This window comes from Shewanella sp. NKUCC06_TVS, assembly GCF_019345515.1.
In the GTDB taxonomy this organism is placed as follows: domain Bacteria; phylum Pseudomonadota; class Gammaproteobacteria; order Enterobacterales; family Shewanellaceae; genus Shewanella; species Shewanella oncorhynchi.
In genome coordinates, this window is record NZ_JAHKQX010000003.1 from 133,688 (window position 1) to 148,042 (window position 14,355).

The following is a 14,355-nucleotide window of genomic DNA, read 5'->3' on the forward strand; positions in this document are numbered from 1 at the left end:
GATTTTGCTAATCGCAGAGCAAACTTGAGAAACGTCAAACAAGGATCAGATAGAAATAAAAAACGCATTGAAAATTCCAATGCGTTTTTCTAGAGAAAGGAACACTTAATCTGTGACTGAAGATGACTCTAGCTGAAAAGCTGTGGGAATAATCCCTTCACACCAGCCGCAATGACTTCGATACCAATAGATAACATCAAGAGTCCCATGAGACGGGTAATCACGTTAATACCCGTTTTGCCGAGGATCTTATAAATGATAGATGCCATTCTAAACAGGCCAAAACTTACTAAACCAAACACTATCACAGTAATGAACATCGCAATAATGTTCGACAATGAATTATGCTCAGCGGCAAAGACAATCACCGAACTGATAGCGCCAGGTCCCGCCATCAGTGGCAAAGCCAAAGGCACAACCGCCACAGATTCCATCGCCGAGGATTCGCGGTCTTCCTCTTGGTTACGCTTCACTTCACCTAACTTACCTTGCAACATTGACATCGCAATAATGGCAATCAGGCTGCCACCAGCAATTCTAAAGGCAGATAACGAAATGCTGAACATATTCAGAATGTGCTGCCCCGCCACAATCGTGACTAAGAGGATCACCACAACCGCAAAGTTCGCTACTTTACCCGTGTGATTCCGCTCAGCCTCCGTTTGATGGCTCGTTAAGCTCACAAACACAGGCAACAAGCCAACCGGATTAATGATGGCAACGAGGCCAAGAAAAAATTTAACGTAAAGAGTTAACTCCAAGGGACTATCCTTATGTGCGTGTCACGCCGTCTTCATCAAAATAAGCTTGAGGGCAAGTATAGTATCTCAAGCGCTATTGACTGAAAAATGAGATTTTTGAGGTTAAATCACAACTTCGAATAATATTTAGTTATCGAAGCCGATGCATTTTCAGCGCAATTTTAAACAAAAAAGTTACCCTAAGTGTAGTTTTATTACATAAAAGCACGATATTGTCGTTGATATCACACTTTCAACGCGGCTTTAGGTGTAATTTTCTACCATAAAGAGGATTTAGTGAATGCCTTGATTCACTAAATCTTTTTAGGAGTATTAATCATGACAGTGACTAATGCACAAGAACTGGATCTCATGGTCGAGCGAGTGGCGAAAGCACAAGCCGAGTATGCGACATTCAGCCAAGCGCAAGTCGATAAAATTTTCCGTGCAGCCGCCCTTGCAGCTGCCGATGCGCGTATCTCGCTGGCGAAAATGGCCGCCGCAGAAACCCGCATGGGTGTGGTTGAAGACAAAGTAATTAAAAACCACTTTGCCTCCGAATACATTTATAACAAATATAAAGATGAAAAAACCTGCGGAATTTTATCTGAAGATGTCACCTTCGGTACTATTACCATTGCTGAACCCGTAGGTATCATTTGTGGCATAGTACCGACCACTAACCCCACATCGACCGCGATATTTAAGGCCTTAATCAGCCTTAAAACCCGTAACGCAATTATCTTCTCGCCCCATCCTAGGGCCAAAATATCTACCACAACTGCAGCAAAATTAGTGCTTGATGCTGCCATAGCCGCGGGCGCGCCCAAAGACATTATTGGTTGGATTGATGAACCCAGCGTTGCACTATCGAATCAATTAATGACTCACCCTAAGGTGAATTTAATCCTCGCAACGGGAGGCCCAGGCATGGTGAAAGCCGCCTACTCTTCCGGTAAACCGGCTATTGGCGTAGGTGCGGGTAACACACCTATTGTTATCGATGAAACCGCCGACATCAAACGCGCAGTCAGTTCGATTCTCATGTCGAAAACCTTCGATAACGGTGTGGTTTGTGCGTCAGAGCAAGCGGTAATTGTGGTCGACAGTATTTATGAGCAGGTTAAAGAGCGTTTCGCAACCCACGGTGGCTATATGCTATCGAAGGATGAAACCGCTGCGATGCAACACGTCATTTTGAAAAATGGCGGTTTAAATGCTGATATCGTTGGCCAAAGTGCTGCCAGTATCGCGAAAATGGCGGGCTTTGAAGTGCCACACTGGACAAAAGTGTTGATTGGTGAAGTCACCGACATTTGCGACAGCGAAGCCTTCGCCCATGAAAAATTATCGCCATTACTTGGCATGTACCGCGCCACCGACTTTAACGATGCCATGGATAAAGCCGAAGCCTTAGTCGCGCTCGGCGGCATTGGCCACACTTCAGGGCTTTATACCGACCAAGATACCCAAACAGAACGTGTGCATGCCTTTGGTTTTAGAATGAAAACAGCACGTATTTTGATCAACACCCCAGCCTCACAGGGCGGTATTGGCGATCTGTACAACTTCAAACTGGCACCTTCGCTGACGTTAGGCTGTGGTTCTTGGGGCGGCAACTCGATTTCAGAAAACGTTGGCCCGAGTCATCTAATCAATAAAAAAACCGTCGCTAAGAGGGCCGAAAACATGTTGTGGCATAAGCTTCCTGCATCTATCTATTTCCGCCGCGGTAGTTTGCCCATCGCGCTCGAAGAACTGAGCGATAAAAAACGCGCCTTAATCATCACAGACAGATTTTTGTTCAACCACGGTTATTGCGATGAAACCATGCGGATTTTAAAAGCCCAAGGCCTTGAAACCGAAATTTTTTACGATGTTGAAGCCGATCCCACATTAGCCATAGTCCGTCAAGGCGCTAAGGTCGCTCAAAGCTTTAAACCCGATGTGATAATTGCGCTCGGCGGCGGCTCACCAATGGATGCGGCTAAGATTATTTGGGTAATGTACGAGCATCCAGATGTGGATTTTGCCGATCTCGCATTGCGCTTTATGGACATTCGTAAACGTATCTACAAATTCCCCCAAATGGGCACCAAAGCCATGATGGTGGCAATTCCGACGACTTCAGGCACAGGCTCAGAAGTCACACCTTTTGCGGTAGTGACAGACGAAATAACAGGTAAAAAATACCCGATTGCCGACTATCAACTCACGCCCAATATGGCGATTGTTGATCCAAATCTTGTGATGGACATGCCTAAATCCCTCACCGCCTTTGGTGGCATAGATGCGGTGACCCATGCATTAGAAGCCTATGTCAGCGTGATGGCGAATGAGTACAGCGATGGCCAAGCGCTACAAGCCCTCGACTTACTGTGCAAATATTTACCCGATGCCTACAACTTGGGTTCACAATCACCTGTCGCCCGTGAAAAGGTCCACAATGGCGCCACTATTGCGGGTATCGCCTTTGCTAACGCTTTCCTTGGGATTTGCCACTCAATGGCACACAAACTGGGCGCCGAGTTCCATCTCGCCCATGGCCTAGCCAATGCGCTGCTGATCAACAACGTAATACGCTTTAACGCAACGGATCTGCCCACTAAGCAAGCGGCCTTTAGCCAATACGACAGGCCAAAAGCCCTGTGCCGTTATGCTGCCATCGCAGATCACTTGAAACTAGGCGGAAAGACGGATGAAGAAAAAGTCGAAAAATTGCTTGAGAAAATCACACACCTCAAGAAGACGATTGGCATTCCTGCTTCTATCCAAGAAGCCGGTGTCAACGAAGCCGACTTCCTCGCCAAGTTAGATGAATTAGCCGAAGATGCGTTCGATGATCAATGTACCGGTGCCAACCCACGTTACCCATTGATTAACGAGCTGAAACAACTGTTCCTCGATAGCTATTATGGCCGTGACTATAGCGACAACAACTAGGTTATCGCCTGCCAATGCTAGGCTCGTGCTTAATAAAAGCCGCGCGACATAAATGAAGAAGCCCTCGAATGAGGGCTTTTTATTGCGTGATGTTCCGTGAATGACCTAATTAAGGAGTCGATGCGTTAATCGATCGCACGCAAAATGACTTCACTAGCAGCTAACTCAACTGGGCATCACTCACTTACGATCACTAAGCTGAACATCACAACAAACTGTGACTAACGCTGTGCCAGTACATAATCAATGGCGCTGGTGATGGCTGCAACCTGCGCCAGATTACATTCGGCAGGCGTGGCCGTTGGGCTATCTGGGTACACTTCTGTCGTTGTGTTATAGATACAGCCAGTGACACTGCTGCAAAGCCCTAATGACTTAAGCGGATAGTTAATCACCCCGTGCTGCACCACAGTCGAGCCAATGATCTCGCCTTTCTCATCGGCAGGAGCAATGTGCGTCACTTTACTCACACCATCAATAATAGCTTTCTGAAAGGCATCCATTGAGTTTTCGGTATCACCCACAGCATAAAAACCATCTGGGATAGTACCTTTGACGTACTCTTTTCCATCACGGGCGCAAAGCGCTGGACGAAATTCTAATTCATCTGAATCAGTGGTTTCATGTAAGTCCACATGCACATCAAAATCTTGCTCTACGGATGCGACTAAGGCCATCAAGGCCGCCGATTCTTCCGCTGGGCTATTGGCATAAAATGAGCGATTAGGATCGATAGCCTTAGGGTTCCAACGGTTGATGGTTTCGTAACCCCAAGGACTCACGCACACGGCGATCACAAGATTGACGCGATCAACATAATGCGCCACCTTATCCGCTAAAAATGCCAAGGCACCATGAACACCGCTGGTCTCGTAACCGTGCACGCCACCCGTGACTAATACTGTCAGTTTTTGAGGATCGAAGGACGCTGACTTAACCGCAAGCAAGGGATAACGCTCCGCATTTATCGACAAGGCGCCATATTGCACAACGGTAAGCCCAAGTGCCAAGAGTGCTGCTTCCATCGCCTTGAGTGGCGTCACGACATCGTCCTGATACGAACGCTTGATTTGGGTACTCGCCAGCCATGCGGCTTTTTCAGCCTCGCCCCATTTTTCGCCTACGGTGCCGATGGGATAAAATGTTAAATTTGCCATAATTCCTCTATTTTTAGTTCTATTCGGTAAAGTTCTTTTTATTCAAGTTCTTTGCACTCTAGTGCTTTAATTCAAGCTCTTTTCGCTCAAGCTTTTTCGTTGAATTACTATTCAGTCGAATGATAGTGCTCGTGTTCGGATGATAAATGAGTACAGTCAACCTAAAGCACTAGCTGCATGGGAATATCGCGGATCCCGCCGCGTTCTCGCTCGGGTCCAAGGGGCACAAAGCCAAAGCCTAAGTACACAGCCTGCGCATTCAGCGCCGAGTTCACGGTAAATATGCCCGAATTGCCTTGGGCTAAACATTGAGCTTTGGCATGTTCCCACAACATTCGCGCCACGCCTTTCCCCTGCGCATGGGAGGCGACAAAGAGATGGTATAAGTGACTATTCGCCTTCATCCCCACTACGCCTGCGAGTTGGCCTGAGTCCGTTATGGCGACATGGTACTGATAACCCATAGCAAAGTAGCTACCAATCGCCTCTATCGACATGGCATTGACTAAGATTGCAGCGCCCTCAGCAGTGCAAGTTGGGGCGATAAATTCTTGGGTTAATTGAGTGAGTAATACGCTTATTTCAGGGATGTCAGTTAAGGTTGCGGCTCGAATTTTCATCTTAACTCCTTGATTAAAAACATTTCATGACACAATAAAAAGCCAGAACAAAGTCTGGCTTTTTAAGATACTGAATCAAAAGGCACTTAATCAAAATACACTTGGTCAGAAAACGCTTAGTTTAAATACAGACTAAAAATACTTTGATTGTCAGTTGAGCATTAAATGACTTGCCGATGATAATCCTATCAGGGCGAGCCTTGCTTCTATGGGCTTTCGTCGGTGCAAAGCCCATAAACGCACGGGTCGTTATTGCTTAGTCCAGCGGTCCATCCAACCGAAGACATTAGCATACCATTGCTCTAAGTTTTCAGGTTTTAAGATCCAATGGTTTTCATCAGGGAAAATCAATAACTCTGATGGGATCCCTTTGCGCTGCATAAAACTGAATGCCGCTAAACCTTGACCATAAGGGACGCGGAAGTCCTTCTCACCGTGGATAACCAGCATGGGTGTTTTCCAGTTTTCAACATAATTCACTGGGTTAAACTTCTCATATAACGCTTTGTTATCTGAATAAGTGCCGCCAAACTCATGCTCTGCGAACCACACTTCTTCGGTCACGTAATACATAGAACGCATATCGAACAGACCCGCGTGGTTAACTAAGCACTTGAAACCGTCGTTCCAGTTACCTTGGATCCAGTTCATCATGTAGCCGCCGTAAGAACCTCCGAGCGCACAGGTGTTTTGCGGATCGAGCCATTTTTGTTGCTGGCTCACCGCTGCTAGGCCTTTTTGCAGATCTTCTAATGGCTTACCACCCCAATCTTGGCTGATTGAATCAGTAAAGGCTTGGCCGTAACCAGTAGAGCCGTGGAAATCCACCATAACGACGCCATAACCCGCACCCGCCCATAATTGGGCATTCCAACGACCACTGAAGGCATTACCAAATGAACCTTGCGGCCCACCGTGAACGAGATAGGCAATTGGGTATTTTTTCCCTTCTTGGAAGTTCGCCGGTTTGATCCAGTAACCGTAAACGTCTTCGTTATTCCAACCTTTAAAGCTGAACTGTTCAAACTTACCAAACTTGATCTCGGCCAATTTGTCTTTATTCACTTCGGTCAGACGTTTAAGCCCTTCACCTTCAGTCGTAATGCTATAGAGATCGCCCGGTTCAACTAAGGTTTTGCTATCGAAAATCAGTTGTTCGTTAGTGACCGCAATTAAACTGTTCGTGCCATCACTGTAGACAGAACGCACATCGCCAAATTGGGTATTCACTTGGAAAATAGAGACTTGACCTAGGTCTTGTGCCGTCACATACAAGGTACGATTGTCAGGAGCAAACATCAGTGAGCTTGGGCTGCGATCCCATAATGGCGCAACTTCTTTGGTTTGGCCTGTGCTAGTATCGCGCAGCATAATGCCGTAACGATCTGCTTCAAAACCCGGTTTTTTCATTGCTAAATAGGCCATGTAACGACCATCGCTCGAAAATGTTGGCTGCGCATCCCATGCAAGATTGTCTTTGGTTAAGTTGGTTGCGGTGCCGCCTGTCACTGGCACTTGCCACAAATCATAGTTAGTGGTCCAAGCTTGATCTTTGCTAGGGGCTTTCGCGCTATAAACCACAAACTTACCGTCTGGGGTGAAAGTTACTTCTTCCATACCCGAGAAAGGTTTTGGCGGCGTTTCAGTATCTAAACCTTGAGTCACATCCACTACTTTAGTCAGTTTTTCACCGTTTACAGCGCCAACAAATAAGTGGTTACGGGCGTGGTCTTCCCACGTATCCCAATGGCGAACCATTAACTGCTTGTATTCACGGCCAGTCGATTTACGCTCAGCTTCGGCGGTAAATTTATCCTTTGAGCAGGCTAAGTCCTTACACTCGGGGAATACACGCATGCTGAGTACAACTTGTTTACCGTCGTTTGATAATTTGTAGCCATCAATATCCAAAGGTAAATCAGAAACTTGTACCGCTTCACCGCCCGTTAATGGCAGTTGAAATAACTGGCTTGAACCACTGCGACTGGCAAGGAAATAAATCGACTTGTCGTCATTGGCGAAGCTCACATCGTGCTCAGTGCCCGTGGCAGAGGTCAATTGCAGTGGTTTCGCCTTCGTGTCTATCAAATCTAATAGATACAGATCCGAGCTGGCCTCTCCCTTATCGTTTACCGTTTTAAGACCATAAACTAATTTAGTGCCATCATGGGACACAGTCGCAGAGTGCATCTTATTGAGTTTAATGAGTTGTTGCACAGTAAAAGGCGTTGGATCGGCCGCTTGGGCTGATAACGCCAGTCCCGCAGCGCCGAGCGCCAATAGGAGAGGAGCTATTTTCATTGTTATGTCCGTCTTTTGTTGAACAGGTTCGAGGCTTGCAAATATTCGATAATCATCATTGCTGCAAACACGAATGTTAAAAAACGATCTGAGATCGTATCTTTCGAAGATAAGCTTGCCACACTATCGAAACAAAAACGCTCAGGCAAGCCAAATGGCGAACCTGAGCGTATTTTTTTGTGACAAAATGTCAGTGGCGCAACGTTTTACCTCAAGAACAGATATCAGAACTCAAACTTAAGCTGTTTTGCTTAAAAAGCCATCAAGTTCAATCCGCTGCATCCTCACCTTTACGCTTTCGCGTTGGCGATATTCACTTTCCAAATTGCTGGGCCAGTTTCATGGGCGTTCACACCATGCGAATCCACAGCCACAGTCACTGGCATATCTTGCACATCAAACTCGTAAATCGCTTCCATGCCCAAATCAGCAAAGGCCACGACGCGAGAATATTTAATCGCTTTAGACACTAAATACGCAGCGCCGCCAACGGCCATCAGATATACCGCTTTGTGTTTTTTGATTGATTCAACTGTCGCAGGGCCGCGCTCAGCTTTACCTATCATGCCCATAAGACCAGTTTTCTCTAACATTAAGTCAGTGAATTTATCCATACGGGTTGCTGTGGTTGGGCCCGCAGGACCGACAACTTCAGCACCGACTGGATCAACGGGGCCAACGTAGTAAATAAATTTACCCGTAAAGTCCACGCCTTCTGGCAGACCTTCACCGCTTTCAATCAGGCTTTGAATGCGCTTATGGGCAGCATCGCGACCTGTGAGCATTTTACCGCTCAGCAGAATGGTTTCACCGCTCTGCCACTGCTCGATATCCGCTTGAGTCACAGTATCTAAGTTCACGCGGCGCACATCATCACCCACTTCACGGGTGATTTCTGGCCAATCGGCCAATGATGGCGGCGTTAATTCCGCAGGACCTGAGCCATCTAAATGGAAATGTACGTGGCGTGTAGCCGCGCAGTTCGGGATCATCACCACTGGCTTTGACGCCGCATGGGTGGGCGCCGATTTGATTTTAACGTCTAACACTGTGGTTAAACCGCCAAGACCTTGGGCACCTATGCCTAAGTTGTTCGCGCGCTCAAAAATGTCTAAACGCAGCTTTTCTTCGGTCGTTTGCGCGCCACGGGCGAGCAACTCATGGATATCCACGCTTTCCATCAGCGCTTCTTTGGCTAATACGGCCGCTTTTTCTGCCGTGCCGCCAATGCCTATACCCAGCATACCCGGTGGACACCAGCCCGCACCCATGGTCGGTAGCGTTTTTTCTACCCATGCAGCGATATCGTCAGATGGGTTTAACATCACCATCTTAGCTTTGTTTTCACTGCCGCCGCCTTTGGCTGCAATCGCCACTTCGATGTGGTTGCCAGGCACCATGTCGATATGCACCACAGATGGGGTGTTATCTTTGGTATTTTTACGGCTGCCAGCAGGATCTGACACTATTGATGCGCGCAGTGGGTTATCAGGATTGGTATAGGCACGACGAACACCTTCGTCGACCATTTCCTGGATCGTCATATCGGTTTTGTCCCATTGGACACCCATACCCACTTTCACGAAAGTGGTCACAATCCCAGTGTCTTGACACAGAGGACGCTTACCTTCGGCCGACATACGAGAGTTAATTAAGATCTGGGCAATCGCATCCTTCGCCGCCGCACTTTGTTCACGCTCATAAGCTTGGCTCATGGCATCAACAAAATCCTTCGGGTGGTAATAAGAAATGTATTGCAAAGCATCCGCCACACTTTCAATAAAGTCGGCTTGTTTAATCACAGAAGTTTCAGACATTTTATGGTGAGATGACATAGTAGGAGCGCTCCAGCAGCCTTTGCGGCCTAACTTGTTTTTGTTTAATTCTTTCTGGGCCAATATGATACTCTTTCACATCTTTTTGGGCTACATCACATTTTGAATAGGGTTAATCGATGGCAATTAGGGCGTCAAAACAGCTTGCATCACGCCAACTTGACTGGACATTAAGTACCGCAGCACTGTTCGAACACTTTGCAAATGACACTTGGGCAATTCTGTTAGATTCGGCGAACGCGCCGCATCAAGACGCCAAATTCGACATCATTTGCGCCAATCCTATCGCAACGTTAGTGACTCAGGGCGAGCGTAGCGATATAAAGCTCATCGATACGAACTTGAGCTTACCCGAGGCAATAGACCCAAACCGTGATCCCTTCGAGTTACTCAACACTTTATTAACCCATTGGTATTCAAAATCTTTTGATTGTGATTTGCCCTTTAGTGGTGGCGCAATGGGCAGTTTTAGCTACGATTTAGGCCGCAGAATTGAATCCCTGCCGATAACGGCCAAGCAAGATATTCAACTGCCAGAGATGAACATCGGCTTTTACGACTGGGCGTTAGTTTTTGATTACCAAGCCCAGTGTTGGCATTTACTGCATTATTTAGGTGAAACGGCACTCGACATTGAGTTGAATAAAATTCAAGATAAAATCACTAAAAAGCCAAATTCTGCCACATTTGTGCTTACTAGCCCATGGACAGCACAGATAGACAAAGCCCAATACACGGCAAAATTTGCAGCAGTTCAAGCCTATTTACACAGCGGTGATTGCTATCAAATAAATTTAACCCAAAGATTTGAAGCCTATTATCAAGGCGATGAGTGGTCGGCCTATAGCCAACTGCGCAATGCCAATAAAGCGCCCTTCTCGGCCTTTATGCGTCTGCCGCAAAACACGATTTTATCGATTTCACCCGAGCGCTTTATTCAGCTTCGCGGTGACGATATTCAAACCAAACCTATCAAAGGCACGCTGCCGCGTCATACCGATCCCGCATTGGATGTGAAAGCCGCCAATACACTGGCAAACTCACCAAAGGATCGCGCCGAAAATGTCATGATTGTCGATTTACTGCGTAATGATATTGGCAAAGTGGCGGCAGCAGGCTCAGTACGTGTACCGCATCTATTTGAGATTGAAAGTTTTCCTGCGGTGCATCACCTTGTCAGTACAGTAACGGCCAAGCTCGATGCTAAGTACAGCGCCAGCGATTTACTGCGCGCGGCGTTTCCCGGCGGCTCAATTACCGGCGCACCGAAAATTCGTGCCATGGAAATTATCGAAGAGCTCGAACCTTCACGGCGCAGCCTTTATTGTGGATCTATGGGTTATATCAGCCAAGACGGTCAAATGGATACCAGTATTACCATTCGCACTATTGTGTCTGAGCAGGGGAAACTCTATTGCTGGGCGGGCGGCGGCATAGTGGCGGATTCAGAAGTGAATGCTGAATACCAAGAAACCTTTGATAAGATCAGCCGGATTTTGCCTTTGCTTGGCGCAGAGCCGCAAAAGCCGTAACTTTAAAACTAAACAGTAACGAGAACGTCGATGGATCAAGCGGAATTTAGACTCAGATTTAATCTGCACCCTTTAGCGCTGCAAGATCCGGCGGCCTTCCCTCACCTTGGACTGCGCAAAGCTGCGGTGTTGATCCCGCTGCAGGATATCAACGGTGAACTAAATCTAATTTTGACCCAAAGACCGATGCACCTTCGCGCTCATCCGGGGCAGATCAGTTTCCCCGGCGGTAAAATTGAGCCCTATGATATTGATGCGATTGCGGCCGCGTTAAGGGAAGCAGAAGAGGAAATTGGACTCTCAAGGCATAACGTCGACGTGGTGGGCACGTTTCCAGCCCACAATACCTTCACAGGGTTTGAAATCACCCCTGTGATTGGCATTATCAAGCAGGCATTTGATTTAAAACTCGATCCCGGTGAGGTAGCCGATTGCTTTACCGTGCCATTAAGCTTTTTTATTGAACCGAATAATCGCCACCAAAAACGCTTTTTACGCCAAGGGCGCTATTACAGCGTGCATTTTATTCCCTATCAACAACGGTTTATCTGGGGTGCGACTGCCGCGATTATCGACCATCTGTGCCGCCAATTAAGTATTCCTGCCGATATCCTCTGACTTCACTTGCCATTGCTAAACCGTTAAAAAGCCAAACTGTTAAATTAGCCAAACAATGATGACTAGCTTAAACCACCAAGTGGATATACAAACCAGCGACAATAGAGGTTAACAGCAACATGGGAATATTAAACCAATAACCCATACGACTGTGATGGGCGACATAATAGTTAAACGCTAAACTGACCAAACTAATACCGCCACAAACCCAAATCAAATACTGCAATAATTGGGTTTCATGTGGATCCCAATGGACTCTAAATGTCGCGCCACGGGTCAAATAGGCCCCAACTTCACGGTCTGGCCTTGCATCACTAAACACTAATAGCGCATAGACGGCTATTGCCCAGCCTAAAATGGATAAGGTCGCAAGGATAATTTGAAATATTCTAGTCTTGCTCATACCGCCTCCCGCCGTTTAACTCACTATATCGCTCAATATCGATATTATTAACCTCAGGATACCTTTTTCAGCTTGAGAAAAGCCACCAGCAAGGTAATATAAACCTCCAAAATTTTCATATAAAACGTTTCGTTGGAGAATTAAGCAACAATGAGCATTGCATCTGTCGCATCTGTATTTAAAGGTGAGCACGCCGTCGGTTCTAAAGTCACAGTGCGTGGCTGGGTCAGAACCCGTCGTGACTCTAAAGCCGGCATCTCTTTTTTAGCTGTTTACGACGGCTCTTGCTTTAATCCTATCCAAGGTGTCGTGCCCAATAGCTTAGATAATTACGACAACGAAGTGTTAAAGCTGACTGCGGGTTGTTCTGTTGTGATGACAGGCGACGTGGTGGAATCTCCTGGTGCAGGCCAAGCATTTGAGCTGCAAGTGACTGAACTTGAAGTCGCTGGCTGGGTTGATGATCCAGACACTTACCCAATGGCCGCTAAGCGTCACTCAATTGAACATTTACGCGAATTAGCGCACTTACGCCCACGCACTAACATTATTGGTGCCGTTGCTCGCGTACGTAACTGTCTATCTCAAGCGATTCACCGCTTCTACCATGAAGAAGGCTTTATTTGGGTATCGACCCCACTTATCACAGCATCAGATTGCGAAGGCGCCGGTGAGATGTTCCGCGTATCGACCTTAGATATGGAAAACCTGCCGCGTACTGAAGCAGGTAAAGTCGATTACGATAAAGATTTCTTCGGTAAAGAAGCTTTCCTGACCGTATCAGGCCAGTTGAATGCTGAAACCTACGCCTGTGCACTGTCAAAGGTGTATACCTTTGGCCCGACTTTCCGTGCTGAAAACTCAAACACTAGCCGCCACTTAGCGGAATTCTGGATGGTTGAGCCTGAAGTCGCCTTCGCTAACTTAAACGACATCGCAGGCCTTGCCGAAGCTATGTTGAAATACGCGTTCAATGCCGTATTGACTGAGCGTATGGACGATTTAACCTTCTTCGCCCAACACGTTGATAAGACTGTGATCGACCGTCTGCAATCTTTCGTTTCAAGCGATTTTGCTCAAGTGGATTACACGGATGCGGTTGAAATTCTGCAAAACTGTGGCAGAACCTTCGAGTTCCCAGTGTCTTGGGGTATCGATTTATCTTCTGAGCATGAGCGTTACTTAGCCGAAGAACACTTCAAAGCCCCTGTGGTAGTGAAAAACTATCCAAAAGATATCAAGGCCTTCTACATGCGCTTAAACGATGACGGTAAAACCGTTGCCGCAATGGACGTGTTAGCCCCAGGTATTGGTGAGATCATCGGTGGCTCTCAACGTGAAGAGCGTTTAGACGTGCTGGATATGCGTTTAGCCGAAATGGATCTGAACCAAGAAGATTACTGGTGGTACCGTGATATGCGCCGTTATGGCACAGTGCCACATGCAGGTTTTGGTCTAGGGTTTGAGCGTTTAGTATCTTATGTGACGGGCGTGAACAACATTCGTGATGTTATCCCTTTCCCACGTGCACCGCGCACTGCGAACTTCTAATCTCCCTTAACTTGGTACTGCATAGCTAAGACATCTCTATTAAGCCTTAGCAAAACGAAAGGAGCTGAATATTCAGCTCCTTTTTTATTCGTCCGTTTTTAGTCACATCATGCGGCTAAACAACCATTAATCCGCCAGACTCAACGCCTGCGCAATATATTCCGCGACTCGCTTGGCAGCAATATCATCGATTGACACCAACTTAATATGGCGACGAAATTTGCCACTGCCTTCGAGAACCTTGTGTGGATCGCTAAGATTCGCGCCTGAGCTAAACTCCAATGAAACATGCTGTTTATAGGCAAACACACCACAAAAACTGGCTTTAGTGCTAAAGAGTATACCGCCGTACTTAACGGCTTCAGTAATGGCCCGCGACGATGTGGTAGCGGCGGTTTTGACCTCCTGTCGCACCCCCTGCACTATTTCAAACAGACTCGGGCTGGTACATAAAATATCTTCTAACAGTTTTTCAAGTTGCGGTTGATCTTCCATCATGATCTCTTTACCTCTCATACAAGCAAGACTATCTCAGCCAGATTGTAGCGCGCTAATCGGACTGAATAATACCCTATTGAAGCATCCCCAAGAAATTGAATAGTGACGTGCCAATAAAAAGGCCAAGCGTGGAGTACGCTTGGCCTTTTGCTGGAGT

General features: G+C 46.9%; 11 protein-coding genes. 4 read left to right on the plus strand and 7 right to left on the minus strand.

The features are described 5' to 3' along the window. Positions 1-128 precede the first annotated feature (128 nt). The gene (locus KO531_RS04470) at positions 129-761 is read right to left on the minus strand and encodes a YchE family NAAT transporter (RefSeq protein WP_006081420.1); all 633 of its coding nucleotides are present in this window, start codon (positions 759-761) and stop codon (positions 129-131) included. A gap of 318 nt (positions 762-1,079) precedes the next feature. Between KO531_RS04470 and adhE the strand changes: the two genes are divergently transcribed. Then, entirely contained in the window at positions 1,080-3,683 is a 2,604-nt protein-coding gene (gene adhE, locus KO531_RS04475; protein WP_212599851.1) for a bifunctional acetaldehyde-CoA/alcohol dehydrogenase, read from the plus strand. Between the two features lie 221 nt (positions 3,684-3,904). On the opposite strand, the gene KO531_RS04480 is transcribed toward adhE, so the two are convergent. The 4 genes from KO531_RS04480 to KO531_RS04495 form a co-directional block, all read right to left on the minus strand. Beyond that, positions 3,905-4,840 (minus strand): M14 family metallocarboxypeptidase, encoded by a 936-nt coding sequence (locus KO531_RS04480; RefSeq protein WP_028760134.1) that lies wholly within the window; start codon positions 4,838-4,840, stop codon positions 3,905-3,907. A gap of 161 nt (positions 4,841-5,001) precedes the next feature. Continuing rightward, positions 5,002-5,460 (minus strand): GNAT family N-acetyltransferase, encoded by a 459-nt coding sequence (locus tag KO531_RS04485; RefSeq protein WP_219250486.1) that lies wholly within the window; start codon positions 5,458-5,460, stop codon positions 5,002-5,004. Positions 5,461-5,709: 249 nt separating this feature from the next. Continuing rightward, entirely contained in the window at positions 5,710-7,761 is a 2,052-nt protein-coding gene (locus KO531_RS04490) for a S9 family peptidase (RefSeq protein ID WP_113939551.1), read from the minus strand. 290 nt (positions 7,762-8,051) lie between these two features. After that, a complete protein-coding gene (locus tag KO531_RS04495; protein ID WP_219250487.1) occupies positions 8,052-9,596 on the minus strand; it encodes a fumarate hydratase in 1,545 nt (514 codons plus the stop codon). A gap of 119 nt (positions 9,597-9,715) precedes the next feature. On the opposite strand from KO531_RS04495, the gene pabB reads away from it, so the two are divergent. Beyond that, complete coding sequence (gene pabB / locus KO531_RS04500; protein ID WP_219250488.1) at positions 9,716-11,128, plus strand: aminodeoxychorismate synthase component I; 1,413 nt, start codon at positions 9,716-9,718, stop codon at positions 11,126-11,128. A 30-nt stretch (positions 11,129-11,158) separates the two neighbouring features. After that, a complete protein-coding gene (locus KO531_RS04505; RefSeq protein ID WP_219250489.1) occupies positions 11,159-11,746 on the plus strand; it encodes a CoA pyrophosphatase in 588 nt (195 codons plus the stop codon). A 67-nt stretch (positions 11,747-11,813) separates the two neighbouring features. Here the strand turns inward: KO531_RS04505 and KO531_RS04510 are convergent, their stop codons facing one another. Then, a complete protein-coding gene (locus KO531_RS04510) occupies positions 11,814-12,149 on the minus strand; it encodes a hypothetical protein (RefSeq protein WP_113939548.1) in 336 nt (111 codons plus the stop codon). A 150-nt stretch (positions 12,150-12,299) separates the two neighbouring features. Between KO531_RS04510 and asnS the strand changes: the two genes are divergently transcribed. Beyond that, a complete protein-coding gene (gene asnS / locus KO531_RS04515; protein ID WP_105252305.1) occupies positions 12,300-13,700 on the plus strand; it encodes an asparagine--tRNA ligase in 1,401 nt (466 codons plus the stop codon). Between the two features lie 126 nt (positions 13,701-13,826). On the opposite strand, the gene KO531_RS04520 is transcribed toward asnS, so the two are convergent. Next, positions 13,827-14,198 carry a DUF1801 domain-containing protein gene (locus KO531_RS04520; RefSeq protein ID WP_242068418.1) on the minus strand — a complete coding sequence of 124 codons (372 nt, stop codon included), beginning with the start codon at positions 14,196-14,198 and terminating at the stop codon, positions 13,827-13,829. Positions 14,199-14,355 lie beyond the last annotated feature (157 nt).